The sequence below is a fragment of the Sphingomonas sp. Leaf21 genome (genome assembly GCF_916858675.1).
In the GTDB taxonomy this organism is placed as follows: Bacteria; Pseudomonadota; Alphaproteobacteria; order Sphingomonadales; family Sphingomonadaceae; genus Sphingomonas.
Map to the genome: position 1 here is coordinate 51,556 of NZ_CAKASM010000009.1, position 26,614 is coordinate 78,169.

Here is a 26,614-nt window from a genome sequence, read left to right on the forward strand (position 1 = left end):
ATGCGAATTCGCTATTGCATATGCGAGGCTATGCGAGCCGGGTGCGGCTTGGCAAGCCCGATCGGACGATGCGTCAGCGACGGGCCAATTTGTCGCGAGCCGCGGCCCATGCGGCGTCCCGCAGGGCGACGATGGCCTCGGGCGTAACGGATGCCAGATCGAAGCGAAGCTCGTGCATCGTCATCCCCGACCGATAGCCTTCGGGCCAGACCGCCGTCTCCTCGAACCCGCAATGCCGGAAGAAGGGCGCGATCTGCGGCGAGGTGTCGACCGTAACATAGCGGGTGCGCGGCTCGGCACTCGTGGCGACGTGGAGCAGCCGCTCGAACAACAGCAGCCGGCCCAGCCCGCACCCCTGATAGCGTCGCGCGGCCATGCCCCAATAGAGCAGCGCCTTGTTGTAATGCTCCCAGATCTCGTAGCCGCCGAACGCCGCCGCGTGGCCGTCTACCGCGACGACGAAGGCCGGGCCGTCGGGTTCGTCGAGCGTCTCCTCCAGCCATTCGCGGTCGCCCGCCCCGAAATAGTCGGACCGGTTGTCGTCGAAGATCGCCAGCACGTCGGCCCGGTCCTCGGGACTGTATGGACGAACGATGGGGTCGGTCATGTGGCATCCTTCCAACAGGCGACGGTATCGATCGCACCGTCCCGTTCGCGGGTCCAGCAGTGGGAGACGCCTTCGCAAGCCGCCGTCGCGAAATCGCGGTCGATCACCCGCGTCTCGATCGTCTCCGGTGCCAGCCGACGGGGTTCGCCGGTCAGCTTGGCATGGGCCTCCTTGATCGTCCAGCGACGCAGCCATGCGCGCGGTCGATCCTTGGGGTCGAGCGCCTGAAGCGCTTCCGCCTCATGCATGGTCAGCATGTCCCATAGCGGGGGATCGTCGCCGATGACCTCCCGATCGACCGCGATCGGACAAGGCGCGACCGCGATCAGGCACTGTCCCCCGCGTCCCGCCAGCCCCAGATGCCATCCCGCCGGATCGACGATCAGCGGCGCGCCCGCGACGCTGCGCGCCAGGCGGACGGACGCCGTATCCCGATCCGCCAGATGCGCGACGAGCGATGACGCAAGCCCCGCCCGCCGCCCTCGCCCCGGATCGTCGACACGCCAGACCACTGGCCCGACGTCCCCTCGATCCAGCCGATCGAGCGCTCCGTCATGCCAGAGGATCGGGCTCATCCCCCGGTCACGATCCGCGCCGGGCTGCCTTCCCAATTGGTGCCGTTGGGCAGGGTCTCGCCCTTCATCACCACCGACAGGTCGCCAAGCTGCGCATCCGCCCCGACTTCGGCGTCGTACAACACGATGGCCAGCGATCCGATCGTCGCGCGGTCGCCGACGGTGATCGCGCCGACCTTCATCACCCGGTCCTCGAACAGATGCGTCTGGAGGCCCGCATAATCGTTGAGCGCGACATCGTCGCCGATCGTCACCAGGTCGTGCTCGGTCAGGTCGGTGGTATCGATATAGCAGCGCCTGCCGACCTTGGCGCCCATCAGGCGAAGGTAGAGGCCGATCCACGGCGTGCCGCGCAAAGGCTCGAGCAGATTGGCGACCGCGAGATTCTCATAGGTCGCGGTGACCAGCTCGGTCCGCCAGACGAAGGTGCTCCACAAGGGTGCCGTCGTCGCCCTGTACCGCCCGACGACCAGCCATTTGAGCGCGAGGACGAACAGCCCGCACGCCAGGCAGAAGCCGACATAGAGGAAGGGGAAGGTCGATACGATCACCAGCCCGCCGCGCTCCAGATCGTCGAGATCGCCGACCACCGACAGGAGCGCGCTGAAGAAGACCAGGAAGGCGGTCAGCGACAGGGTGGTCCGGATCGCCTCGATCGACAGGCGGGTGGCGATCAGGCCGCGCGACGGATTGAAGCGCGCGCCCTCGTCGAACATCGTCGCGACCTGTCGTACCGGCAGCTTGAACGCGGGCGACCCGAACCAGGTGCTGCCCGGCTCGGTGGCGAGCGCCGGGTCTTCGGGCGGCTTGGACAGGACGCCGATCAACACCTCGTCACCGATCTGCGCGCCGGTGGGGAGCAACGCCGAGTTGCCGATGAAGCTGCGCCGCCCGATCCGGGTATGCGCCAGTTCGATCGTGCCATGGCCGATCTTCGCCGCGCCGAAGATCACCGAGTCCGCGATGAAGCTCTCCGCGCCGATCTCGACCAGGTCGGGAACGATCGCGCTGGCGGTCGAAATCTCCGCCCTCCGCCCGACCTTGACCCCCAGCGCACGATACCAGGGAATGACGTAGAGCGTCGCGAAGATCGGATGCAGCAGCCGTAGCGCCAGGTCGTTGATCTGCCGCACCATCCAGTAACGGACATAGAACCAGCTATCGAGCGCATAGACACCCGGCTGGACCCGGCCCAGAACCAGTCGCTTGGCGAGCACCGTCAGCACGCACATCATGACGATATAGGTCGCGGCGAGCAGCGGCGAGACGAGCATATAGCCATAGCCGGTGGTCGCCCAGTCGAGCTCGATCAGCGCGATCAGGCCCGGTGCGATCGGCAGGATGGCGATGATCGGCAGCAGCAGCGCCCCGATCAGCAGCCCCAGCGCGGGCCCCGGTCGCTTGCCTGCCGTCCGCACCTCGCCCGGCTCCACCATCCGGTCGAAGGCGGCGGGGGAGCCGGTCCAGCGCTGGCGCGCGGGGATGACCGTCTCGGCGGGAAGCGCGGACATGTCGTCGAGGACCGCGTCCTCCTCCAGCCGCGCGTTGCGGCCGACGACCGCCTGTCCCCCGACGAAGGATCGCGCGCCCAGTTTCACGGTGCCCAGGCGCAACAGCCCCCGCTCGACCGAACTGGTCGCCATCACCGCCTGGTCGCTGACGATCGCATCGTCGCCGCAGGTGAACAGGTCGGCCGTGTCGATGATCCCGGTGCCGAGATAGGCACGCTTGCCGATCCTGGCGCCGAGCATCCGGTAATAGCCGCGGATCATCGGCGTGCCCGCCAGATAGGGGGTGGCGGTGACCGCGATGATCCGGCGGACCAGCCACCAGCGGAAATAGGTGCCGCCCCATAGCGGATAGTCTCCCGCCTTGAACCGCCCGGCGATCAGCCATTTGGCGGCGATCGAGAAGAGCATCGAGGCTACCGGCACGATGGTGAAGAACAGCGCGCTGGTGATGAGCGCATCGATCCGGCTCATCCGCCCCGCCAGATGGGTATAGGCGACATAGGGGAAGAACCATTGCAACCCGGCGATCGTGTAGATGGGCAGGAGCGCGACCGTCTGCGCCGCGATGCACAGCCTGCGCTTCCATTCGGGCACGCGGTGGAAGCTTTCCTCGGTCGCGACGTCGACCGGCGCTGTCCCGCCGATCCGCAACGCGAGCGCGCGGATGGTCGGCGCGGCATAGAGATCCTCGAGCGACAGCCCCTCCAGCCCCGGCACCTTGCGCGCCGCCGATACGAGCCGTGCCGCCTTGAGCGAATGGCCGCCCAGATCCTCGAACAGATCGTCGGTCACCGACACCGGCTGCGGTGCAAAGGCCTCGGTCCAGATGGCGTGGAGCTTTTCCTCCATCGGGGTCACCGGCGCCTCGACGCTGCGCCCGGTATCCAGGGTGATCTCGGGCTTGACCAGCGCCTTGCGGTCCACTTTCCCCGATGCGGGCAGGGTCGGCAGCGCGGCCATCATCTGATAGGCGGCGGGGCGCATGTAGTTGGGCAGCCGCTCGGTCACCCGCGCCTTGATCGCGGCTATGTCGACCGTCTCGCCCCCGCGCGCGACGATGAACGCGGCGAGGAATTCGGAACCGTCGGCGTCGTTAAAGAGATGCACCACCGTCTGCGCGACGCCCGGCGCCTCGCCGATCACCGCCTCGATCTCGGCAAGCTCGACGCGGAAGCCACGGATCTTCACCTGGGTGTCGATCCGCCCGACGAAGTCGATGTCCCCCGCCGCATCCAGCCGGACCAGATCCCCCGAGCGATAGATTCGCTCCGGTGCCCCCGACACCGTGTCGAACGGGGTCATGGTGAACTTCTCGGCGGTCAGGTCGGGGCGGTTGACATAGCCCACGCCGACGCCGGGGCCACCGATCACCAGCTCGCCCTCCTGCCCCGCCTCCACGGGTTGCAGCGCCTCGTCGACGATCCACGCGGTATAACCGGGCAAGGGCTTGCCGATGGTGATCCGCTGACCGGGATGAACCTCGGTCCAGGTCGCGGTGACCGAGGTCTCGGTCGGGCCATAGGTGTTGAGAAGCCGCAGGCCGGGTCGCGCCAGGCGGCGTGGCAGGTCGGCCGGGCAGGCCTCGCCCCCCATGTTGATCAAGCGCAGGCTGGGAACCGGATGCTCGACCAGCGCGATCAGCGAGGGGACGACGTGCCAGATCGTCGCCCGCTCCGCCGCCAGCGCGACCGCCACATCGGGCCCGCTCGACGCCAGCGCGTCGGTCGCGACGAGCAGCCTGGCGCCGACGAAGAAGGCGCTCCACATCGTCTCGACCGACATGTCGAAGGCCAGGCTGAACCCGCCGAACACGATATCGTCCGGCTCCAGCGCGAGGATCGCGCTTTCCGAGCGGACGAGGTGGCAGGCATTGGCATGGGTGATCATCACCCCCTTGGGTCGTCCGGTCGTGCCCGAGGTATAGATGATATAGGCCAGATCCTGCGGATCGCCGCCGGTGACGTCGCGGCCCAGCGGCAGGGCCGGTTCGGCGGCGAGATCGCCCAGCTCGGCGTCGAGCGCCAGCGTCGCGCCGGGGATCTCGCCCGCGCGGCCGGAGGTGGTGATGGTCAGCGCCGCGCCGCTGTCCTCGATGATGTAGGCGATGCGATCCTGCGGATAGCCCCAGTCGACCGGTACATAGGCCGCGCCCGCGCGCAACACGCCCAGGATCGCCATATACTGGTCGAGCCCGCGCGGCAGGCACAGGACGACACGGTCCCCCTTCCCCACCCCCAGGCTGCGCAGATGATGCGCCAGCGACAGGCTGCGCCGGGCGAGCGTGGCATAGCTCCATTCGGTCGAGCGCCCGAACTCCTCGTCCGCACCGATCAGCCGGAGCGCGGTCCGCTGGCCGTGATCGCGGCAGCTCGCATCGAACAGTTCGTGCAGCAGCTCGTCGCGGGCATAGGGCCGACCGGGCCGCAGCGCTGGCGCGGGGGAAATGGAGGCATGGATGCTCGGCGCGACGGGATCGGCGTCACGGGGCGGCATCGTTTCTACGGACATCGACAAGCCTTCTGAAACAGGGCGTGGCTGAACCTCTCAACTCAGCTACGTCGGATAAGCGCCCGCGATAGTCGCCGATCTTCGAGCGAATAGTAAAGCCAGATCCCATCCGGTCCGACCACGACCGAGGCGGCGAAGGCGATATCGGTCGCCCCGCGATCGTCGGCGGGGGGCGGGAGGATCAGCGGCTCGATCCCGCGTGCGACGACGCGGGTGTAATCCCGATCGAAGGCGACCCAGCCGATCCGCCAGCGCGCGTCGCGCGTCGCGCCGTTGTAGAACATGACCGGGCACGTCGGATCGTCGGTCAGCAGCGGACCGGTCGACAGATGCCAGTCATCCCAGCTTTCCTCGCGCGGCATGAACGGCGTCGGCTGTTCGGTCCAGGGGCCCGCAACGTCGGCGCCGATCGCCAGGCCGATGCGCGACGCCTCGTCGGCGGCATATTCGTAGAATAGCCGCCAGCGGCCATCGGCGCTTCGATCGACCGTCGCCTCCTTGGTATTGCCCTCCGACTTGGACGACGCCAGCGCGACGCCGCTCTTGGTCAGGCGATCGATCGATGGCCCGGTGGCATAGGAGAGTTCGCCATGCGCGTGATCGGCGAGCACGCCGGAATAATAGACGATATAGCCGTCCTCGCCGCGCACGACCGTCGGATCCTCGACCCCGCCCGCGTCATGGTCGCCCGGTCCCGGCACGATAGAGGGCTGGTCGAGCATGGCGAAGTGCCGCCCGTCCTCGCTCCATCCCGCCCAGATCACGCCGGTGTCGGTCAGCGTCTCGCCCGGACGGACGACCGCGCGCACCATGATCCCGAAGCGCCCATCGGCCTCGCGCCAGACAAAGGGGCTCATCAGGTCGCGCGCCATCAGTGCGGGGGGGCCATCGAGCGTCACCGTCTCGATCCGCTTCACGTTGAAGTCGAGATCGAGCGGCGCGTCGGCGACCCGGTCCTTGCGATGCGGGTCGGCCACCGGGTTCGCGGCGTCGGGCCCCATCATGCGCCGACCGCCTGCAACAGCGACAGGCCGCCATCGACCACCATCCGCGCGCCGGTGATGTAGCGCGCCTTGTCGGAGGCCAGGAACACCGCGAGGTCGGCGACCTCGGAGGCGTTGCCCGCGCGGCGCATCGGGATATTCTGTTCGAGCTTGTGGCGATAATCGAGGTCGGTCTGCGCCTTGGCGTTCATCGGGGTCAGGATCATGCCCGGCTCGATCGCGTTTACCCGCACGCCGCGCGCCGCCTCCTCGATGGCGAGCGTGCGGACCAGGTTCGACAGACCGCCCTTGGCCGCGCAATAGTCCGCCCCGCCCGCGCGTACCGCAAAGGCGTGGATCGACGAGATCTGGAGAATGGTCGCATCGCCCGTCGCCTCACCCCGCCCGGTCAGGAATCGGCGCGAGGTCAGGAAGGCGCCGGTCAGATCGGTATCGATCATCCGCCGCCATTGGGTCAGGGTCATATCGCGCACGTTCACGCCCGCCATGTTGAGCCCGGCCGAATTGACCAGCACATCGGCCGGACCCCATTGCCGCTCGACCGCGCCGAAGGCCTGGTCGACGGATGCCTCTTCGTTGACCTCCGCCTGCACCGTCATCGCCTCGCCGCCCGCCTTGCGGACCGCCTCCGCGGTCACATCGGCGGCGGCCTGGTCGCTGTGGAACAGCACCGCCACCCGAGCCCCGGTGGCTCCGAACGCCTCGGCACAGGCGGCGCCGATCCCCGATTCCGCCCCTGTCACGATCACCGTCTGCGATGCCACCGGCCTACTCCTAAACTGGATGATGGCCGGTAACGATCCTTATCCTGGATTGTTGCTGGACGGGAACGACATTACCGATCCGTCATTCGTCGTCGCCGCCGTGCGACCGATGCCCGCTCATCGCCGCGCCAGCATCGGGGGCGAAGCGGCGGTTCCAGATGATCGCCGAGGTGGAGATCACCGCCACCACCACGAAGGCGGCGGAGAAGCTGTCCAGCGTCGGCCCGCCTTTGCCCTCGACCAGCGTCCCCAGCTCCAGCACGGTCGCGGCGGTGCAGATGCCCAGCGACAGCGTCAGTTGCTGGAAGGTGGCATAGAAGCTGGTCGCGGCGCTCATCCGGTCCTTCTCGACATCGGCATAGGCGATCGCGTTGAAGCCGGTGAACTGGAACGAGGTGAAGAAGCCCGACAGCGCCAGCACGAAGGTGATGAGCGGGATCGGCCAGTCGGGACGGAACAGCGCACAGGTCGCATAGCCCGCGCTGCTCACCAGTCCCGAGACGATCAGGCTGCGCCGAAAGCCCCAGCGGCGCAGGACACGCGGCGCGAGCGCCTTCATCGCCAGCGCGCCGACCGCGCCCGCCATGGTGATCGTGCCCGTCTTGGCGGCGCTGAGGCCGAAGCCGATCTGGAACATCAGCGGCAGCAGGAATGGCTGCGCCCCCTGGGTGATCCGCGTCAGCGATCCGCCGATCACCGACAGGCGAAAGGTCGGCACGCGCATCAGCGTGGGGTCCAGGATCGGATCATGCGTGTGCCGCGCGTGGCGGACATACAGCCAGCCGAACACCACACCGATGATGAGGAGGACCAGCGCGACCCAGCCCGTCCCCGGACGGCTCGCCAGCTCGAACCCGAACAACAGGCAGCCCAGCGACACGCCCGAGAGAACGAAGCCCGACACGTCGAACCGCAACCGCGCATCGCCGCGCACCTCGGGCACCAGCATCCAGGCGCCGATGATCCCGATGATGCCGATCGGAATGTTGAGGTAGAAGATCCAGCGCCAGTCGAGCCAGGTGACGATGAAACCACCCAGCGGCGGCCCCAGGATCGGCCCGATCAGGGCGGGCATCACCAGCCAGGACAGTGCCTGGACCATATCCTCCTTGGCGACGCTGCGCAGCAGGACGAGCCGCCCGACCGGCACCATCATCGCCCCGCCAATGCCCTGCAGGAAACGCGCGGCGACCAGGGTCGACAACGACCCCGACTGGGCACACAGGATGGAGCCGAGCAGGAAGATGCCGATCGCCGAGCAGAAGACGGTGCGCGATCCGAACTTGTCGGCCAGCGTCCCGCTCGCCGGAATGAACAGCGCGAGCGCGAGCAGATAGCTGGTCAGCGCCAGGCTGAGGCTGGTGGCGGGGGTCGCCAGGTCGCGCGCCATGGTCGGCAGCGCGACGGTCAGTACCGTTCCGTCGAGCTGCTGCATGAACAGCGCCGAGGCGACGACGAGCGCGATCACCCGGTAGCCGCGGGTCTGGGCAGGCTGAGACCGGGGGGCGCCGCTGGTCACCGCCTCGACACCGGGGGCCAGCCCATCATTCACGTCGGCACTCATCGAGGCCAAATTACGTCGTCTCCACCGCATCTCGGTCCATTCGTCTAACGCGCCCCGCCCCCTAGGCCGGATCGACATTCAGCGTATTCTCCCCTCTACCCTGAACAGGGGAGAGGGTTAGCGAAGCTTGCCAGCCAAGCTGGCTAGCGCAGCTTGGGTGAGGGGTTGAGCGAGCCTTCGGCTCGCGCGCTCTTCGAGCGCTTCACCCCTCACCCAGCTCCGACTAAGCCTTTGCTACGCAAAGACCAAGTCTGCGCAACCCTCTTCCCTCTACGAGGGCGAGGGAAGGACAGGCATAGGTGAATGTCGATCGGGCCTAGAACGCGATTGCGCCCGAGCGATCAAGGTCTGGCCATGATCCTGGGCCAGCCGCCCCGCCACCGGGTTTGCGACCGACCAGTCGATCGCATTCAATTGCAGCCGCACGAAATTGTTCAAATATCGTGCCCGCATCCCTCTAGGCTTCGACGATCCGACGACCACCGCGCCGACGCCCCAACTCGTCCGAGGTCGCTGCATCGCCAATGGAACGGGCCGGAAGAGTGCGGGTTACCCCCGCATGTCGACGATCACCACCGACCACCTCGCCATCGCCTGCGACCTCTACGGGCCGGAGGACGCCCCCGCCGTGCTCCTGCTCCATGGCTGGCCCGACGACGCGACGACCTGGGCAAAGGTCGCGCCCCGGCTCGCACAGGCGGGACTGCGAGTCGTGGTTCCGACGTTGCGCGGGTTCGGCGCGACGCGTTTCCGCTACGACCATGCTCCGCGCACCGGCGACAGCGCGATCCTGGCGCTCGATGCGATCGCGCTGATGGATGCGCTCGGCATCGACCGGTTCATGGTCGCGGGCCATGACTGGGGCTCGAACGCGGCCGAAGCGCTCGCGATCGGTTGGCCCGAACGGGTCCGGCGGCTGGCGATGCTCAGCACGCCACCGCGCCTGGGCGGCATGGCGACGCCGTCCTTCGACCAGGCGCAGCGGCAATGGTATCACTGGTTCATGGCGACCCGGCGCGGGGCGCAGGCCGTGCGCGACGACCGGCGTGGCTTCGCGCATGTCCACTGGGTCAACTGGTCGCCCCCCGGCTGGTTCGACGAGGCGACGTTCGAGCGCGTGGCCAGATCCTTCGACAATCCCGATTGGCCCGCCGTCACGATCCACAGCTACCGTGCGCGCTGGGACGAGGCGCAGCCCGATCCGCGCGGCACCTGGCTCGCCGACAGGGTGAAGGCGACGAAGACGCTGTCGCTGCCCGCGCTTTACCTGCACGGCGCGGTCGACGGGGTGAACCCGCCCTCCACCGCGCGCGACGTGCCGGGCAAGTTCACCGGCCCGTTCACGATGGTCGAACTGCCCGGCGTCGGCCATTTCCCGCAGCGTGAAAATCCCGAGGCGGTGACCCGGCACCTGCTGGACCTGTTCGGCGATGCGGTCCGCGAGACCGGCGGCGGGAGCGGGCCGAAGATCGCGGCGGGCGTCGCGGCGGCCGGGTTGATCGCGGCGGCGATCGGCATCGCCTGTACGCGCGGCAGGACGGAGGATAGCGGACCGGATCCATCCGCTCCCGCGCCGGAAGCTGAGGGCGCATAGCTCACTGACGGGGGACACATAGCGGGCGCCCCGCCCCCTCCATCACGCTTCGCATGGCCCCCCTGCCCCTAACCGGGGAGGATTTGATTGCCTCCGAATGCGGGCCGTGTGACATCGCGGCAGGGTGTTCGCTGGTGAAGCGCGGGCAGGATGATCGTTGGTCGGGCCGCCAGCGAGGATCAGCCTCGCCCGGACCACAGCCATGAAAAATCCCATGCGCGCCAGCGCCATCCGCCAGTTCCTCGAATCGCAGACCGCCGCCGGGATCGTCCTGATGGCCGCTGCGGCGCTGGCACTGGTCCTTGCCAATTCGCCGATCGCCGACTCCTATGCCGCGATCCTCCATCTGCCGCTGGGTCCGCTGTCGCTATTGCACTGGATCAACGACGGGTTGATGGCGGTCTTCTTCCTGCTCGTCGGGCTGGAGATCAAGCGCGAGGTGGTGGACGGCCAATTGTCGAGCTGGCCGCGACGCGTGCTGCCCGGACTGGCGGCGCTGGGCGGGATGATCGTGCCCGCCTTGTTCTACCTTGCCTTCAATCGCGGGGGCACCGCATCGGGCTGGGCGATCCCGGCCGCGACCGACATCGCCTTCGCGCTGGCGGTCATCCGCCTGGTCGGCGACCGCGTTCCGGCGACGCTCAGGGTGTTCCTGGCCGCACTGGCGATCATCGACGACCTGGGCGCCGTGGCGGTGATCGCGGCCTTTTACTCGACCGCCCTGTCGCTGGCCGATCTTGGCGGCGCGGCGGCGATGCTGCTGCTGCTCGTCGCATTCAACCGAAGCGGCGTGACCCGGCTTTCGCCCTATCTGCTGGTTGGCGTCGTGCTTTGGGTATTCATGATCCGGTCGGGCATTCACGCGACGATCGCGGGCGTCCTGCTCGCACTGACCATCCCGATGACCCGCACCCCCGCGCGTCCCGATTGCGAGGCGGATACGCGTGACAGCCCGCTCCACCGTCTGGAACATGCGCTGCATCGGCCGGTCGGGTTCCTGATCGTCCCGCTCTTCGGGCTCGCCAATGCCGGGGTGCCGATCCTCGGCCTGCCGGTCCAGGCCTGGGTGTCGCCGGTGACGCTCGGCGTCGGCATAGGATTGGTGCTGGGCAAGGTGACGGGCGTCTTCGGCATGACGATGCTGGCCGTTCGCCTCGACCTCGCCGACGCACCGGCCCATGCCACCCGCACCCAGATGTTCGGCACCGCGCTGCTTTGCGGTATCGGCTTCACGATGAGCATCTTCATCACCCTGCTCGCCTTTCCTGGTGACCCGCTGCTTCAGGCCGAGGCGAAGCTGGGCGTGCTGGCGGGATCGCTGCTGTCCGGCATTCTGGGATTCGCCATCCTTCGCCGCGCCAGCCGATAAGCGCTTGCCTGCATTCCCCGGCGCGGCCATCCTCCCCACATCGGAATTTGAGGGGGCATGATGATGCGGTGGTTGGCAGCGACGAGTCTGATGGCATTGGCCATGCCCGCCCCGGCGCAGCAGGCGACGCCGCCGGTCGTGGCCAAGAAGCCGTTCCAGGTCACCTCGCCCAACGGCTCGCGCGAGGACGATTATTACTGGCTGCGTGACGACACCCGCAAGAACCCGGAGATGCTCGCCTATCTCAATGCCGAGAACGCCTATGCCGATGCGCAGCTGGCGTCGCTCAAGCCGCTCGAGGCCAAGCTGTATGACGAGACGGTCGCGCATATCAAACAGGACGACAGCAGCGTTCCCTATCTGAAGAACGGCTATTGGTATTCGTCGCGCTTCGTCACCGGCGCCGACTATCCGCTGATCGAACGGCGTCGAGGGAGCGAGACGGCACCCGCCGCGATCCTGTTCGACCAGCCGAGCATGGCGAAGGGCCATAGTTTCTTCGCGCTGTCCGACTGGTCGGTCAGTCCCGACAACACATTGGTCGCGTGGGCCGAGGACACGGTCGGGCGGCGGCAATATGTCCTGAAGGTGAAGGACATAGCGACCGGCCGCGTGTACCAAGACACGATCACCAACATCGAGCCCAACATCGTCTGGGCCGCCGACAACAAGACGCTGCTCTACGTCGCCAAGGACCCGACGACGCTGCGCGGCTACCGGGTGATGGCGCATCTGCTGGGCACGCCGGTCAGCGCGGACCGGATGCTGTACGAAGAGAAGGACGACACCTTCAACATGGGGGTCGGGCGGACCACCGACGACCGCCATATCTGCATCAGCGTCTCGAGCACGGTCAGCGACGAGCAGCGCTGCGCCGCCGCCGACGCGCCGACCGCCTTCACGGTCCTTGCGCCGCGCGAGCGGGAGTTCCGCTACAGCGCCGACCATCTCGGCGGCCGCTGGATCATCCGCACCAACCGGGGCGCGAAGAACTACAAGCTGGCGACGCTGGCCGATGGCGATGCGGCGCGCGGTGTTGCCGCCTGGCGCCACCTGGTGCCCGGCAGCGACACGGTGTTCATCGAGGATTTCAAGCCGTTCAACGGCTTCCTCGCGATCGACCAGCGCGAGGGCGGCAACCGGATGATCCGCCTGCTCACCGATGCGGGCAAGTCCATCCCCGTCAAGGCGGACGAGCCCGCCTATCGCATGGGCCTGTCGACCAACGAGGAGCCGGACACGCCCTGGGTCCGCTACACCTATGGCTCGCTCGTCACGCCGACCACCACCTATGAGATCAACGCCCGCACCGGCGCGCGTCGCACGCTGAAGGTGACGCCGGTGCCCGGCTATAACCCGTCCCTCTACGTCACCGAACGGGTCTGGGCGCCCGCCCGCGACGGGACGCGGATTCCCGTATCCCTCGTCTATCGCAGGGGCGTGAAGCGCGACGGCACCGCGCCGCTCTTCCAATATGCCTATGGCAGCTACGGAATCTCCACCGATCCGTCGGTCGATGCGGGGCGGATCGGGCTGCTCGACCGGGGCGTGGTCTATGCCATCGCGCATATCCGGGGCGGCCAGGAAATGGGGCGCGGCTGGTATGATGACGGCCATCTGCTTCACAAGAAGAACAGCTTCACCGACTTCATCGATGTCACCCGCTATCTGGTCGCGCAGAAATATGCGGCGCCGGGCCGGGTCGCGGCGATGGGCGGCAGCGCGGGCGGTCTGCTGATGGGCGGCGTCGCGAACATGGCGCCGCAGGACTACAAGCTGATCATCGCACAGGTTCCGTTCGTCGACGTGGTGACGACGATGCTCGACGCCTCGATCCCGCTGACCACCTTCGAATATGACGAATGGGGCAATCCGGCGAACAAGCCCTATTACGATTACATGCTCAGCTACTCGCCCTACGACAATGTCGCGGCAAAGGCCTATCCGGCGCTCTATGTCGGCACCGGCCTTTGGGACAGCCAGGTGCAATATTACGAGCCCGCCAAATGGGTGGCCAGGCTCCGCGAGAAGAAGACCGATGCCAACCCGTTGCTGTTCCGCGTGAACATGGAAGCCGGGCATGGCGGCAAGTCCGGGCGGTTCGAGCGGATCCGCCAGAATGCCGAGTGGCAGGCCTTCATGCTGTCGCAGCTCGGGGTGGCGGGGCGATAAGGTCCGGCGGATAAAGCTGGCCGCGCGCTGCCCTTCTCACTCCCCTCCCGCAGGCGGGAGGGGTTGGGGGAGGGAAAGCCACCGGCGACGTCGCTCGTGGCGAGGCCCTCCCCCCTTCCCCCTCCCGCCTGCGGGAGGGGGTGGGATCGGTGGCGAGGCCCGCCTGCCACCTGCTACCCCCTCCGCCTCACGCCCCCCTTCCCCCCGGCCATGCGCGCCGCTACGCCCGTGCGATGATACGGCTCGGCTGGCTCACCCTGGGATGCCTGTTCGTCGCGCTCGGCGTGATCGGGGCGATCCTGCCGTTGATGCCGACGACGATCTTCCTGATCCTGGCGGCGGGCTGCTTCGCGCGCTCGTCGCCACGGCTCGAGGCGTGGCTGCTCGACCATCCCCGCTTCGGCCCCGTCCTGCGGGCCTGGCGACGGAACGGCGCGATCGGCGTTCGCGGCAAGGTGATGGCGTGCGGCGGCATGGCGCTGGGCTACGGCCTGTTCCTGCTCAGCGCCACGCCGCGCTGGCCGTTGGCGCTGCTGGTTGCCGCGATCATCGGCAGTTGCGCGGCCTTCGTTCTCAGCCGCCCCACCGCGCCATCCTGATCGGCCTTGCACCGCCGCTATACGAAGCATATACGGTTCATATATGGGTATCGTAAAAATCGCCGACGACCTGCATGAGGATATCCGTCGCGCCAGTGCGGTCATGTGCCGCTCGATCAACGCGCAGGCCGAGTTCTGGATGAAGATGGGCATGCTGGCAGAGGCCAATCCCGGCCTCACCTTCCACGAGATCGTGCGCGGGCAGATGACCATGGCCGACCTGTCGCTGCCTCAGCCGCAAGTCGCCTGACATGGTGAAGACCCCCGACGAACTGGCGCTGATGCGCGGCTCAGGACGGTTGCTCGCGCAAGTCTTCGAAATGCTCGACCGCGTCGCGCTGGAGGGCATGTCGACGCTGGCGGTCAACGATCTGGTCGAACGTTTCATCACCCAGGACCTGGCGGCGCGGCCCGCGAGCAAGGGGCAATATGGCTTCGCCTATGTGCTCAACAGCTCGATCAACCAGGTGGTCTGCCACGGGGTTCCCAGCGCGGAGGACGTGATCCGCGACGGGGATATCGTCAATCTCGACATCACGCTCGAGAAGAACGGCTTCATCGCCGACTCCAGCAAGACCTATATGGTCGGCACCGTCTCGCCCGGAGCCAGGCGGCTGGTCCGCGTGGCACAGGAGGCGATGTGGCGGGGAATCAGGCAGGTCCGCCCCGGCGCGCGGCTGGGCGATGTCGGCGCCGCGATCGAGAAGCACGCCAAGGCCAGCGGCTATTCGGTGGTCCGCGACTATTGCGGCCACGGCATCGGGCGCGAGATGCACGAGGCACCCGATGTCCTGCATTTCGGCCGCCCCGGCACCGGCGACGTGCTGCGCGAGGGGATGACCTTCACCATCGAGCCGATGATCAACCAGGGCACGCGGAAATGCTCGACCGCCGACGATGGTTGGACGGTGGTGACCGACGACGGCAAGCTGTCGGCACAGTTCGAGCATACGGTGGCCGTGACGCGGACCGGGGTCGAGGTCCTGACGCTGCGAGCGGGAGAGACGTTCTAGGGCCGATCGACATTGAACTATGCCTGTCCTTCCCTCGCCCCTCGCAGAGGGGAGAGGGTTGCGCAGACTTGGTCTTTGCGTGGCAAAGGCCTCGTCGGAGCTGGGTGAGGGGTGATGCGCTCGAAGAGCGCGCGAGCCGAAGGCTTGCTCAACCCCTCACCCAAGCTGCGCTAGCCAGCACGCTGGCAAGCTTCGCTAACCCTCTCCCCTGTCCAGGGGAGAGGGGAGAATAGGCTGAATGTCGATCCGGCCCTAGGGCCCGTCATCCCAGTTAAGGCCGGGGCGATTGGCTCACGCGTCGACCCGCAACCGATAGCCGACACCCAGTTCGTTGGCGATGACGCTGCCCACGGGTTGGGGCGCCTCCAGCTTCTGGCGCAGGTTGCGCACCACGATCCGCAGGTAATCGATGCGCGGGTCCTCGTCCCCGCCCCAGGCAGCGTCGATGATCCTGTCATGCGTGACCACCCGACCCGGATGCCGCGCGAGGATCGCCAGTACGTCATATTCCTTGCGCGTCAGGTGCAGTTCCTCGGCCCCGCGCATGACAAGCCGCCGGTCCAGATCGATCGCCAGGTCGCCGGTCCGCACCACGCTCGGCGCCGACTCCGCCGCACGCGCGTGGCGAAGCGCGACCCGCAGCCGGGCGAGCAGTTCCTCGCTGTCGAACGGCTTGGTGACATAGTCGTCCGCGCCCAGATCCAGCGCGGCGACCTTCTCCTCGGTCGCCTCGCGCGCCGAGACCACGAGCACGACCCGTGCCGGCCCGCGCAGCAGCGGGATCAGGCTCAGACCGTCACGATCGGGCAGGCCGAGATCCAGCAGCACCGCATCCGGATGCTCCGCCGCCGCATGGGCCAGCGCCTCGCGCCCGTCGCGCGCCTCGACGACGCGGTGCCCGGCCTGTTCCAGCGTATTGCGCAGCAGGCGGCGGATCGCGACCTCGTCATCCACCACCAGGATCGTCGCTGGCATCAGGCCATTCCCTCCGGCGCGCCATCGCGCATGATCAGATGTCGCGGAAAGCACAGCGCGAATGCCGCGCCGTCGCCGTCCTCGCGATTGCCCGCCTCTACGCTCAACCCCATCGCTTCGGCAAAGGCCTTGACGATGGCGAGCCCGAGGCCGGTGCCGCCGATCACCCGGTCCGAACCTTCCAGCCGCCGGAACGTCTCGAACACCTCGCCCTCACGACCCGGTGGCAGGCCGGGGCCGTGGTCGAGCACCGACAGCCGCAGCATCCCATGGCGATGCCGTCCCTCTATCACGATCTCGGTGCCCGGATCGCCATAGCGCCCGGCATTGTCGAGCAGGTTGAGCAGGCAGTGATGCAGCAATTGCGGATCGGCCCGGACCATCGGCAGGTCGGGTGGCACGTCGAGCCGCACCGCATGTCCCTCCAGCGCGCGGCGGGCGTCATGCGCGGCCCCCGTCACCGCGTCGCTGAGGTCGATCGCCTCGATCTTGAGCTTGAGCGCCCCAGCCTCGACGCGCGCCATGTCGAGCAGATTGGCGACGAAACGGTTGAGCCGCGCCGCCTCCCCCTCGATCGTCGCGATCAGGTCGGGCGTCGCCCCCTGTCGCAACTGCCCGGCGGCGGCCATCACGGCGGTCAGCGGCGTGCGCAGATCATGGCTGACCGACGACAACAGCGCCGCGCGCAGCCGGTCGCGGGTACGCACCGCATCGACGTCGCGCACCTCCGCCTCCAGCCGCAATCGCTCCAGCACCAGCGCGGCCTGGTCGATCAACCCGGTCAGCAGCGGCAGGCGATCGGCGCGCACCGGCTCTCCCCCCGTCTCCCGCGCGAGCCCGAGGACGGCCAGCACCCGCTCGCCCGCCTTGAGCGGCTGGAACAGCCATTCGGACGCCGCCAGCGTCGCCGACCCCTTGCCCGCGGGTGCGCCCGTATCGAACGCCCAGTGCGCGGCGGCCATCTCCATCGTCTCCAGCCGATAATCGGGCTTGGTCGCCGCCTGGACCGCCAGACCAGCGGGGGACGGCGTGAGCAGCACGGCCTGCACCTCGAACAGCCGTGCGATATCCTCGCAGATCACCCGCGCCGCCTCGGCCGGATCGGCAAGCCCGCTCAGCCGGTGGAGGAACCCGGCCAGCGTCGCATTGTCGCGCGCGCTCGCCGCCGCGAGATCGGCCTGTGCCCGCACGCGCGAGGTCAACTGGCTGGTCGCGATGGCCACGCCCAGCAGCACGAAGATGGAAATGACATTCTCGGGATTGCTGACGCTCAGCGTGCCCACGGGCGGCAGGAAGAAGAAATTATAGGCCAGGCTCGATGCGATCCCCGCGAAGACGCCGGTCCGCAGGCCATAAAGGCTCGCCGCCGCCATGACGGGCAGCAGATACAGGAGAGCGACATTGCCGAGGTCGAGGATGTGGAACAGCGCGCTCGCCATCGCGGTGATCGCGACGACCGCCAGCATGGTCAGCGCATAACCGATGGGCGAGCCCCATTGCCCGCGCCGCCATCGCCGGTCCTGCGGGTCGGCCGGGGCTTCGCCGACGGGCAGGACGTGGACGGTGACGCCCGGCGTCTCGCGCACCAGCCGGTCGACCACCGAACCGTGACGCAGCTCGAACCAGCGCGATCGCTTGGCCTTGCCGACGACGAGCTGCGTGGCGCGCGCATCGGTAAGGAAGGCGCGGATGCCCTCGACCACGCTGGGCGCGGGCACCGTCGCGACCGCCGCGCCGAGCTGCGTCGCCAGCGTCATCGTCGCCGCCAGCCGCCGAAGCTGCGCCTCGCCCAGGGTCGCGGTGCGCGGCGTATCGATGAACAAGGCGGTCCAGGGCGCGCGCAACGCATCGGCGGCGCGCTTGGCGGCGCGGACCAGTTCGTCGGCACCGGGCAATTCGCTGACCGCGACGACCAGCCGCTCGCCCGCCGCCCATTGCCCGCCGACGCCAAGGCTGCGCACATGGTCGAGCATCTGCGCATCGACCGCCTGCGCCGCGCGACGGAGCGCCAGTTCGCGCAACGCCGACAGGTTGGATTTGGAGAAGAAATGCGACAGCGCGCGCGTCGCTTCCTGCGGCAGATAGACCTTGCCTGCCTTCAACCGCTCGATCAGTTCGTCGGGCGGAATGTCGACCACCTCGATCTCGGCGGCCTCCAGGATGCGGTCGGGCACCGTCTCGCGCACGCGGACGCGGGTGAAGCTGGCGACGACGTCGTTCAGGCTCTCGACGTGCTGGATATTGACCGTCGAATAGACGTCGATCCCCGCCGCCAGCAGCTCCTCGACATCCTGATAGCGTTTGGGGTGGCGGCTGCCCGGCGCGTTGGTGTGGGCGAGCTCGTCGACCAATGCGAGGCGGGGCGCGCGTTCCAGCACCGCGTCGAGGTCCATCTCATGCAGCGTCCGCCCCTCATAGGGGACGGCGCGGCGGGGCATGACCTCCTGCCCCCGGACCAGTGCCTCGGTCTCGACGCGGCCGTGCGTCTCGACCACCGCGACGACGACATCGACACCGTCGCGCCGTCGTGCGGCCCCTTCGGACAACATCTCGAACGTCTTGCCGACGCCGGGTGCTGCCCCGAGGAAGATTTTCAGGCGGCCGCGCCCCTCGCGCTCGGCGGCGCGAAGCAGGGCATCCGGATCGGGGCGCGGCTCGCCTCCCGTCATCGCGCGGGCGTTGCGTCCAGCGCGCGGTTGAGGGCGAGGACGTTGACGTGCGGGTCGCCGAACACCGAGTCCTCGGTCTTGGCGACGACGAGCGCGCGGACCTGCTCGACGCCCACACCGCGGACGCGGGCGATGCGCGGCGCCTGCGCCTGCGCCGCCTCGGGCGACAGATCGGGGTCGAGTCCCGAGCCGCTGGCGGTGACGAGGTCGGCGGGCATGTCGCCCATCACGCCCTCGGCACGGCGCCTGGCGACGTCGGCCTTCACCCGATCCGCCAGGGCTTGCGAGGTCGGCCCCAGATTGGAGCCCGACGAGGCGAGCCCGTCATAACCCTTGCCCGCCGCCGAGGGCCGCGTCTGGAAATAGCGATCGCTGACAAAGGCCTGGCCCACGACCTCGGAGCCGATGACGTGACCGCCGACCTCCACCAAGCTGCCATTCGCCTGATGCGGGAAGATGGCCTGGCCGATCCCGGTCATCGCCAGCGGATAGGCGATCCCGAGAAGCGCGGCGAACAGGATCGTCATCACGATCGCGGGCCGCAAAGCGGAGGTGAAATCCTTACCCATGATGTGAACTCCTTATGCGAGGCCGAGGCCACCGACCACAAGGTCGATGATCTTGATGCCGACGAACGGCGCGATCAGGCCGCCCAGACCATAGACGGCGAGGTTGCGGGCCAGCAGCGGCCCCGCCCCCATCGGCTTGTAGGCGACGCCCTTCAGCGCCAGCGGAACCAGCAGCGGGATGATGAGCGCGTTGAAGATGATCGCGCTCAGGATCGCGGATTGCGGCGTCGCCAGCCCCATGACGTTCAGCACGCCCAGGCCCGGATAGAGCGCCACGAACATCGCCGGGATGATCGCGAAATATTTCGCGACGTCATTGGCGACCGAGAAGGTCGTCAACGCCCCGCGCGTCATAAGGAGCTGCTTGCCGAGGCCGACGACCTCGATCAGCTTGGTCGGATCGCTGTCCAGATCGACCATGTTGCCCGCTTCGCGCGCCGCCTGGGTTCCGGTGTTCATCGCGACACCCACGTCCGCCTGCGCCAGTGCGGGCGCGTCGTTGGTGCCGTCACCGCACATCGCGACCAGCTTGCCGCCCTGCTGTTCCTGACGGATCAGCGCCAGCTTGTCCTCCGGCGTCGCCTGGGCGAGGAAGTCGTCCACGCCCGCCTCGGCGGCGATGGCGGCGGCGGTCAGGGGGTTGTCGCCGGTGATCATCACCGTGCGGATGCCCATGCGGCGCAGCTCGCCGAAACGTTCGCGGATGCCCGCCTTGACCACGTCCTTGAGGAAGATGGCACCCAGCAGGCGGCCATTCTCGGCCACCGCCAGCGGAGTGCCACCGGCCCGGGCGATTTCGTCGGTGACACGACGGAGTTGCGTCGCCGCCGCCGTCTCGCCGACACCCGGATGGGCGCGCAGGATCGAGTCGACCGCGCCCTTCTGAATCAGCCGTTCACCGATCCGCACGCCCGAGATACGGGTCTGGGCGGTGAAGGGGATGATCTCCGCATCGAAAGGCAGGCTGGCGATCGCAACCTTGAACTGCTCGCGCGCCAGGACGACGATCGAGCGACCTTCGGGGGTTTCGTCGGCCAGGCTGGCCATCAGCGCCGCCTCGGCCAGCGCGTCGACATCGGCGCCACCGACGGCGCGGAACTCGCTCGCCTGACGGTCGCCGATGGTGATGGTGCCCGTCTTGTCGAGCAACAGCACGTCGACATCGCCCGCCGCCTCGACCGCACGGCCCGACTTGGCGAGCACGTTGAAGCGGACCAGACGGTCCATGCCCGCGATGCCGATCGCCGACAGCAAGGCCGCGATGGTCGTCGGGATCAGGGTGATGAGCAACGCCGCCAGGATCGCCACCGGGATGCTGCCGCCCGCGAAGGACGCGAAGCCCGGAATGGTGCCGACCGCGATCAGGAAGATGATGGTCAGCCCGACGAGCAGGATGGTCAGCGCGACCTCGTTCGGCGTCTTCTGCCGCTCGGCGCCCTCGACCAGCGCGATCATGCGGTCGAGGAAACCCTGACCCGGATTGACGGTGACGCGCACCCGGATCTCGTCGGAGATGACGCGGGTGCCCGCCGTCACCGCCGAACGGTCGCCGCCCGCCTCACGGATCACCGGCGCGCTCTCGCCGGTGATCGCGGCTTCGTTGACGCTGGCCACACCGGCGACGACTTCACCGTCGGAGGGGATCAGGTCGCCTGTTTCGACCAGCACCACATCGCCGATCTTCAGCGCGCTGGCGGGGACACTCTCCCACTCCTGGCCAGCGCCCTTCAGCCGCTTGGCGGTGAGTTCGGCCTTGGCGGCGCGCAGGCTTGCCGCCTGCGCCTTGCCGCGACCCTCCGCAAGGGCTTCGGCGAAGGTGCCGAACAGCACGGTCAGCCACAGCCAGACGACCAGTTGCAGCTTGAAGCCGGTGGTCAGCCCGTCATGCCCGACGACGAGCAGAACGGTCAGCAGCGCCGCGACCACGGCGGTCACGAACATCACCGGGTTGCGGATCAGTTCACGCGGGTTGAGTTTGACGAACGACGCCTTGATCGCCGGGAGCACGAGCTCGGCGGTGAACAGGCTCTTGGTAGGGGAATTGGCCACGACTGGCGCTCCCGATCAGAAGAGTTGACCGCGGATCATCGCGAGATGATCGGCGATGGGACCAAGGGCGAGGCTCGGCAGGAAGGTCAGGCCGCCCAGCACCAGCACGATGCCGACGAGCAGACCGACCCACAACACGCCCGTGGTCGGGAAGGAACCGGCCGAGGCGGGGACATGCTTCTTCGCCGCCAAGCTGCCCGCGATCGCGAGCATCGGCACGATGATGAAGAAGCGGCCCACCCACATGGCGACGCCCAACAGGCCGTCATACCAGGGGGTCGACGCGGTCAGGCCCGCAAAGGCCGAGCCGTTGTTCGCCACCGCACTGGTGAAGGCATAGAGGATCTCGCCAAAGCCATGCGGCCCCTTGTTGAGCGGCCCGGCCAGCCCCTGCCCCGTGACGCAGGACAGAGCCGTCATCCCCAGGATGAACAAGGGCAGGACGGCGATGGCGAGGACGGCGAGTTTCACCTCGCGGCTCTCGATCTTCTTGCCGACATATTCGGGCGTACGACCGACCATGAGCCCTGCGACGAACACGGCCAGGATGGCGAACAACAGGAAGCCGTAGATGCCAGCGCCGACGCCGCCGATGACGACCTCGCCCAGCTGCATGTTGAACAGCGGGATCAGGCCGCCCAGCGCGGTGAAGCTGTCGTGCATCGCATTGACCGCGCCGCACGATGCCGCCGTGGTGACGGCCGCGAACAGCGCCGAGGCGGCGACGCCGAAGCGGACCTCCTTGCCCTCCATGTTACCACCGGCCACGCCGAGCTGGTGCAGCACGGGGTTGCCCGCCGCTTCCGCCCAGTAGCAGACGGCCGCACCGCCCAGGAACAGCAGGATCATCGCCGACAGGATCGCCCAACCCTGGCGCGTGTTGCCGACCGCCTTGCCGAAGCACCAGGTCAGGCCGAAGCCGATGACGAAGATGGACAGCATCTGGACCAGGTTGGTCAGCGCGGTCGGGTTCTCGAACGGATGCGCGCTGTTGGCATTGAAGAAGCCGCCACCATTGGTGCCGAGCATCTTGATCGCTTCCTGGCTGGCGACGGGGCCGAGCAGGATCGACTGGCGAACGCCCTCCAGCGTGTCGACGCTGACGACGCCCGCCATCGTCTGCGGCACGCCGCTGGCGATCAGGAACACGGTATAGACGACGCAGATCGGCAGCAGCAGGTACAGGGTGATGCGCGTCATATCGGCCCAGAAATTGCCGAGATTCTTCGTCTCGCGCCCTGCGAACCCGCGGAACAGCGCGAAGGCGAGCGCGATGCCGGTCGCCGCCGACAGGAAATTGTGGATGGTCAGGCCCAGCATCTGGCTGAGGTTCGACATGGTCGACTCGCCGCCATAGCTCTGCCAGTTGGTGTTGGTCGTGAAGCTGATCGCGGTGTTGAACGCCAGATGCGGGGTCAGCCCGGCCAGCCCCTGCGGGTTGCCCGGCAGATAATATTGCGCGCGCAGCACGACATAGGTCAGGACCATCAACGCGACGTTGAAGATCAGCATGTGCAGCGCGTAGCGCCGCCAGCCCTGCTGGGCGTCCGGGTCGATACCCGACAGCGCGTAGAAGCCGCGCTCGACGGGACCGAGAACGACATGCAGGGGCGTGCGCCGCCCCTCATACAGTGCGAACAGCCACGCGCCGACCGGCTTGGTCAGCGCGAGGAGGATCGCGACGAAGCCCAGGATCAGGGCCCATCCTTGAAGCGTCATGATGCCGCCCCCTTAGAAGCGTTCGGGGCGGATCAGCACCGCCACCAGATAGACGAGAAGGCCGAGCGCGGTCAGCGCCGCCAGCCAGAGGTCGAGGGTCATGGTCTCAGCCCCCTCACGCGTGGTCGCAGAGCCGGGCATAGGCGAGCGTCGCCGCCACCAGCCCGGCCATGACCAGCAACCAGATCAGATCGTCCATATCCCTGCTCCTCAGAATGCGGCGGTGAGAGTGGCGAGGAAGGTGCTGCCCGCGATATTGCCGGTGCCGTCCTGCCCCTTGCTGAAGCTCGGCCGCAGATAGGCGGCGTCACGGTCGGAGATGCTGGTATCGACCCAGGCGAGACCCAGCGTCAGGTTGCGATATGTCGTGTCCGCGCCGAGCGACCAGTCCCAGTAATCGCCGGTCGGCGTCGGAGCGGTGGCGTTGGGGCCCAGGCCGTTCATGCCCCAGCTATGGCCGACATGCGCCTTGGCGGTGATCGGCGTGCCGTGGATCGCGGCGGCACCGTCGCCCCAGAGATAGAGATTGTCGCTCTTCGCGCCGGGATGGTCATAGACACCCGCCGCCGCGCTGGCGCCGTTGTCGTACCATTTGCCGATCGCCTGCTGCTTGGGCGCGTAGGCGGCGCCCGCCGTCAGCGAGACGGGGCCGGTCGTGCCCGACAGCTTGACATAGGGTTCGGCATAGTCGGTCTTGTTCGCGCCGCCCGGATACATGTACCAGGTCAGTCCGACGTCGAGCGTGCCGTTCGGCGTGATCTTGGTCTTGTACCCGCCGATCAGGTCCAGCTCCATGTTCGCGCCGCCGAACGTGCCCCACCCCGCCAGGTTCGATGCCCAGGTGCCGACATAGACGCCGCTTTCGTGGGTCAGGGTCAGACCACCCTGCACCGCCATATGCTCGTCCGACTGCGAGATGCCGCGCAGGCGATAGTCGGATGCGAGGGCGACCGATCCGCTGACCGTGACGGGCGGCGGCGGTGCGGTCTCCGCCGCGCTCTGCGCCGAAACGGCGGCGGGAAACACGAACAGCGCCGTGGCGGCGCAAAAGGTGATGGTCTTCATATATGCCCCTATGGAAAGACCGCCGCGAACAAATGGGCGACCTCCAGGGCCGGGCAATTAGGCTTGGCCAGCGTAGCAATGCGAGAGCGATTGCCCGGTTTCGCATATAGACGGCGTATAGTGGCGCCTCTGCTCCCTCCGGCACGGGGAGGATCGGGGGTGCGTCATGCTCCGGTCAAACATGTCCGCCATGGCGGGGCATGGTCACCTTCTCCCGCCGCTCCCTCCTCTCTGCCGGGGCCATGCTCGCCGGGTCCGCCGCGTTGCCCCCGGCGATCGCGCGAGCCGCCGCGATCGCGCCCGATCGGCGAACCGGCACGATCCGCGACATCGACCACGTCGTCATCCTGATGCAGGAGAATCGCGGCTTCGATCACTATTTCGGCACGCTGCGCGGGGTGCGTGGATTCGGTGACCGCTTCCCAATCCCCCTCAGCCCGACGGCGCCTGGCGAAGCCCCCCGCACCGTCTGGCAACAGATGGATCGCAGCGCCGCGGATGGCCCGCGCCTCGTCTCCCCCTTCCGCCTCGATACCGAGCGGCATTTCGCGCTGATGCGGATGAAGGGCACGCCCCATAGCTGGCCCGACGCGCAGGCTGCCTGGGACGAAGGGCGGATGGGCCATTGGCCCGAGGTCAAGCAACAGCGCGCCATGGGTCATTACGGCCGCGCCGACCTGCCCTTCCAGTTCGCGTTGGCCGAGGCGTTCACGATCTGCGACGCCTATCACTGCGCGGTGCAGACCGGGACCAACACCAACCGGCTGTTCCTGTGGAGCGGCACCAACGATCCGAGCGGACGGGCGGGCGGCCCGGCGATCGCCAATTCGCATGACAGCTTCGTCGAGAATGGCGGTGCGGCCGATCCCTATCGCTGGACCACGACGCCGGAGCGGATGCAGGCGGCGGGCGTGGACTGGCGCATCTACCAGGACATGGCGGACAATTTCACCGACAATCCGCTGGTCGGTTTCAAGGCGTATCGCGATGCGTATCATGGCCGGGGCGACCCGGCCCTGAGGGAGCGGGCACTGACCACACGGGGGCTCGACCGGCTGAAGGCGGATGTGCTCGCGGGCCGCCTGCCGCAGGTGTCGTACATCATCGCGACCGCCGCCGGGTCCGAGCATCCGGGCCCCTCCAGTCCGGCCCAGGGCGCGGCCTATACCGCCGAGGTGCTCGACGCGCTGACCGCCGATCCCAGGGTCTGGGCGCGGACCGCGCTGTTCGTCATGTTCGACGAGAATGACGGCTTTTTCGACCATGTGCCACCGCCCGCCGCGCCGTCGCGCGCGGCCGACGGCACGCTGCTGGGGGCGTCGACGGTCGACCTTGTGGGCGAATATCACGACGTGCCGTCGAGCGGTGACGCGGATGTCGACAAGCCCGCCTATCGCGGCCGCCCCTATGGCCTGGGGCCGCGCGTGCCGATGTATGTCGTCTCACCCTGGAGCAGGGGCGGCTGGGTCAATTCGCAGGTCTTCGACCATAGCAGCGTCATCCGTTTCCTCGAGACGCGGTTCGGCTTTCACGAACCCAATATATCGCCGTGGCGGCGCGCGGTCTGTGGCGACCTGACCAGCGCGTTCGACTTCGCCGCCACCGATCACGCGCCGCCGCCCCGCCTGCCCGACCCGCGCAAGACGGCGGCGCGGGCCGCGTCGATCCCGGGACAGGTCAGCCCCGACGCCCCCGCCCTCGTCGGCGCGCCCGAGCAGGAAACCGGGATCCGCCGCTCGCGCCCCCTTCCCTATCGTCTGGCCGTGACCCAGGCCGCCGATCCGGACCGTGTCCGGCTTCGCTTCGTGGCGGAGGGAGCAGGCGCGGTGTTCCATGTCTATGACCGCAACGCGCTGACCCAGGCGCCGCACCGCTTCACGCTGGCGGCGGGGACAGCGGTGGACCATGTCTGGCCCACCGATACCGCCATCGGCCATGACCTCTGGATCCTCGGCCCCAACGGCTTTCACCGCCATTTCGCCGCCCGCGCGTCGGTCGCGCCGGTCGAGGCATCCGTCGACGACAGCGGCGTCACGCTGCTCGTCCCGGCGACGCTCGGCGATCTGAGGATGGTTCGGCGCGAACCGGGCAACGCCGCCCCGTCGCCAGCGCCGCTGAAGCCCGGCCGCCATCACTGGCCGCTCGACGCTTCGCTGGGCTGGTACGACCTGACCCTGACCCGCGCGAGCGACCCGCGATACCGGTTCCGGCTGGCCGGGCGGCATGACCGCGCCGGCCGTGCGACCGTCAGCGACCCGTTTCGCGCCTGACGCCATTTCCCCTTCCCC

20 protein-coding genes are annotated in these 26,614 nt (G+C 68.1%); 7 read left to right on the forward strand and 13 right to left on the reverse strand.

Features of this window, described 5'->3' with window-relative positions:
* Positions 1-73 precede the first annotated feature (73 nt).
* The 6 genes from LRP66_RS09620 to LRP66_RS09645 all read right to left on the reverse strand — a co-directional run bounded on the left by LRP66_RS09620 (position 74) and on the right by LRP66_RS09645 (position 8,563).
* Positions 74-607, reverse strand: a complete 534-nt coding sequence (locus LRP66_RS09620) for a GNAT family N-acetyltransferase (protein WP_230482280.1) — start codon at positions 605-607, stop codon at positions 74-76.
* Positions 604-1,182 carry a 4'-phosphopantetheinyl transferase family protein gene (locus LRP66_RS09625; protein ID WP_230482281.1) on the reverse strand — a complete coding sequence of 193 codons (579 nt, stop codon included), beginning with the start codon at positions 1,180-1,182 and terminating at the stop codon, positions 604-606. The genes LRP66_RS09620 and LRP66_RS09625 overlap by 4 nt, the downstream gene beginning before the upstream one ends.
* Positions 1,179-5,201 (reverse strand): Pls/PosA family non-ribosomal peptide synthetase, encoded by a 4,023-nt coding sequence (locus tag LRP66_RS09630; protein ID WP_230482282.1) that lies wholly within the window; start codon positions 5,199-5,201, stop codon positions 1,179-1,181. The genes LRP66_RS09625 and LRP66_RS09630 overlap by 4 nt, the downstream gene beginning before the upstream one ends.
* Before the next feature lie 41 nt (positions 5,202-5,242).
* Complete coding sequence (locus LRP66_RS09635) at positions 5,243-6,205, reverse strand: glycosidase (protein ID WP_443026677.1); 963 nt, start codon at positions 6,203-6,205, stop codon at positions 5,243-5,245.
* Complete coding sequence (locus LRP66_RS09640; RefSeq protein WP_230482283.1) at positions 6,202-6,969, reverse strand: SDR family NAD(P)-dependent oxidoreductase; 768 nt, start codon at positions 6,967-6,969, stop codon at positions 6,202-6,204. The genes LRP66_RS09635 and LRP66_RS09640 overlap by 4 nt, the downstream gene beginning before the upstream one ends.
* Before the next feature lie 82 nt (positions 6,970-7,051).
* The gene (locus LRP66_RS09645; RefSeq protein ID WP_230482284.1) at positions 7,052-8,563 is read right to left on the reverse strand and encodes an MFS transporter; all 1,512 of its coding nucleotides are present in this window, start codon (positions 8,561-8,563) and stop codon (positions 7,052-7,054) included.
* A gap of 529 nt (positions 8,564-9,092) precedes the next feature.
* Between LRP66_RS09645 and LRP66_RS09650 the strand changes: the two genes are divergently transcribed.
* From LRP66_RS09650 to map, 6 genes are all read left to right on the forward strand, one after another.
* Complete coding sequence (locus tag LRP66_RS09650) at positions 9,093-10,127, forward strand: alpha/beta fold hydrolase (protein ID WP_230482285.1); 1,035 nt, start codon at positions 9,093-9,095, stop codon at positions 10,125-10,127.
* Positions 10,128-10,341: 214 nt separating this feature from the next.
* Positions 10,342-11,496 (forward strand): Na+/H+ antiporter NhaA, encoded by a 1,155-nt coding sequence (gene nhaA, locus LRP66_RS09655; protein WP_230482286.1) that lies wholly within the window; start codon positions 10,342-10,344, stop codon positions 11,494-11,496.
* Positions 11,497-11,586: 90 nt separating this feature from the next.
* Entirely contained in the window at positions 11,587-13,668 is a 2,082-nt protein-coding gene (locus tag LRP66_RS09660) for a S9 family peptidase (RefSeq protein ID WP_230482287.1), read from the forward strand.
* Between the two features lie 233 nt (positions 13,669-13,901).
* Entirely contained in the window at positions 13,902-14,267 is a 366-nt protein-coding gene (locus LRP66_RS09665) for a YbaN family protein (protein WP_230482288.1), read from the forward strand.
* A 43-nt stretch (positions 14,268-14,310) separates the two neighbouring features.
* Entirely contained in the window at positions 14,311-14,517 is a 207-nt protein-coding gene (locus LRP66_RS09670; RefSeq protein ID WP_230482289.1) for a ParD-like family protein, read from the forward strand.
* A 1-nt stretch (position 14,518) separates the two neighbouring features.
* Entirely contained in the window at positions 14,519-15,280 is a 762-nt protein-coding gene (map, locus tag LRP66_RS09675) for a type I methionyl aminopeptidase (RefSeq protein ID WP_230482290.1), read from the forward strand.
* 291 nt (positions 15,281-15,571) lie between these two features.
* Here map and LRP66_RS09680 read toward each other — a convergent pair whose 3' ends face one another.
* The 7 genes from LRP66_RS09680 to LRP66_RS09710 form a co-directional block, all read right to left on the reverse strand.
* Positions 15,572-16,255 carry a response regulator transcription factor gene (locus tag LRP66_RS09680; protein ID WP_230482291.1) on the reverse strand — a complete coding sequence of 228 codons (684 nt, stop codon included), beginning with the start codon at positions 16,253-16,255 and terminating at the stop codon, positions 15,572-15,574.
* Positions 16,255-18,924, reverse strand: coding sequence for a sensor histidine kinase (locus LRP66_RS09685; protein WP_230482292.1), 2,670 nt, complete (start codon positions 18,922-18,924; stop codon positions 16,255-16,257). Before LRP66_RS09685 ends, LRP66_RS09680 begins: the two co-directional genes overlap by 1 nt.
* Positions 18,921-19,493, reverse strand: a complete 573-nt coding sequence (gene kdpC, locus LRP66_RS09690; RefSeq protein WP_230482293.1) for a potassium-transporting ATPase subunit KdpC — start codon at positions 19,491-19,493, stop codon at positions 18,921-18,923. The genes LRP66_RS09685 and kdpC overlap by 4 nt, the downstream gene beginning before the upstream one ends.
* Positions 19,494-19,505: 12 nt before the next feature.
* Positions 19,506-21,542 carry a potassium-transporting ATPase subunit KdpB gene (gene kdpB / locus LRP66_RS09695; protein ID WP_230482294.1) on the reverse strand — a complete coding sequence of 679 codons (2,037 nt, stop codon included), beginning with the start codon at positions 21,540-21,542 and terminating at the stop codon, positions 19,506-19,508.
* Positions 21,543-21,557: 15 nt separating this feature from the next.
* Positions 21,558-23,261 carry a potassium-transporting ATPase subunit KdpA gene (kdpA, locus tag LRP66_RS09700; protein WP_230482295.1) on the reverse strand — a complete coding sequence of 568 codons (1,704 nt, stop codon included), beginning with the start codon at positions 23,259-23,261 and terminating at the stop codon, positions 21,558-21,560.
* Positions 23,262-23,273: 12 nt separating this feature from the next.
* The gene (kdpF, locus tag LRP66_RS09705) at positions 23,274-23,363 is read right to left on the reverse strand and encodes a K(+)-transporting ATPase subunit F (RefSeq protein WP_037531783.1); all 90 of its coding nucleotides are present in this window, start codon (positions 23,361-23,363) and stop codon (positions 23,274-23,276) included.
* A gap of 108 nt (positions 23,364-23,471) precedes the next feature.
* Complete coding sequence (locus LRP66_RS09710; protein ID WP_230482296.1) at positions 23,472-24,326, reverse strand: TorF family putative porin; 855 nt, start codon at positions 24,324-24,326, stop codon at positions 23,472-23,474.
* Between the two features lie 200 nt (positions 24,327-24,526).
* Between LRP66_RS09710 and LRP66_RS09715 the strand changes: the two genes are divergently transcribed.
* A complete protein-coding gene (locus tag LRP66_RS09715) occupies positions 24,527-26,596 on the forward strand; it encodes a phosphocholine-specific phospholipase C (RefSeq protein ID WP_230482297.1) in 2,070 nt (689 codons plus the stop codon).
* Positions 26,597-26,614 lie beyond the last annotated feature (18 nt).

Coding starts and splice junctions, on each gene's coding strand:
- LRP66_RS09620 (WP_230482280.1), bottom strand. CDS start 607: ATGACCGACCCCATCGTTCGTCCATACAGTCCCGAGGACCGGGCCGAC.
- LRP66_RS09625 (WP_230482281.1), bottom strand. CDS start 1,182: ATGAGCCCGATCCTCTGGCATGACGGAGCGCTCGATCGGCTGGATCGA.
- LRP66_RS09630 (WP_230482282.1), bottom strand. CDS start 5,201: ATGTCCGTAGAAACGATGCCGCCCCGTGACGCCGATCCCGTCGCGCCG.
- LRP66_RS09635 (WP_443026677.1), bottom strand. CDS start 6,205: ATGATGGGGCCCGACGCCGCGAACCCGGTGGCCGACCCGCATCGCAAG.
- LRP66_RS09645 (WP_230482284.1), bottom strand. CDS start 8,563: ATGCGGTGGAGACGACGTAATTTGGCCTCGATGAGTGCCGACGTGAAT.
- LRP66_RS09650 (WP_230482285.1), top strand. CDS start 9,093: ATGTCGACGATCACCACCGACCACCTCGCCATCGCCTGCGACCTCTAC.
- nhaA (WP_230482286.1), top strand. CDS start 10,342: ATGCGCGCCAGCGCCATCCGCCAGTTCCTCGAATCGCAGACCGCCGCC.
- LRP66_RS09660 (WP_230482287.1), top strand. CDS start 11,587: ATGGCATTGGCCATGCCCGCCCCGGCGCAGCAGGCGACGCCGCCGGTC.
- LRP66_RS09665 (WP_230482288.1), top strand. CDS start 13,902: ATGATACGGCTCGGCTGGCTCACCCTGGGATGCCTGTTCGTCGCGCTC.
- LRP66_RS09670 (WP_230482289.1), top strand. CDS start 14,311: ATGGGTATCGTAAAAATCGCCGACGACCTGCATGAGGATATCCGTCGC.
- map (WP_230482290.1), top strand. CDS start 14,519: ATGGTGAAGACCCCCGACGAACTGGCGCTGATGCGCGGCTCAGGACGG.
- LRP66_RS09680 (WP_230482291.1), bottom strand. CDS start 16,255: ATGCCAGCGACGATCCTGGTGGTGGATGACGAGGTCGCGATCCGCCGC.
- LRP66_RS09685 (WP_230482292.1), bottom strand. CDS start 18,924: ATGACGGGAGGCGAGCCGCGCCCCGATCCGGATGCCCTGCTTCGCGCC.
- kdpC (WP_230482293.1), bottom strand. CDS start 19,493: ATGGGTAAGGATTTCACCTCCGCTTTGCGGCCCGCGATCGTGATGACG.
- kdpA (WP_230482295.1), bottom strand. CDS start 23,261: ATGACGCTTCAAGGATGGGCCCTGATCCTGGGCTTCGTCGCGATCCTC.
- kdpF (WP_037531783.1), bottom strand. CDS start 23,363: ATGACCCTCGACCTCTGGCTGGCGGCGCTGACCGCGCTCGGCCTTCTC.
- LRP66_RS09710 (WP_230482296.1), bottom strand. CDS start 24,326: ATGAAGACCATCACCTTTTGCGCCGCCACGGCGCTGTTCGTGTTTCCC.
- LRP66_RS09715 (WP_230482297.1), top strand. CDS start 24,527: ATGGTCACCTTCTCCCGCCGCTCCCTCCTCTCTGCCGGGGCCATGCTC.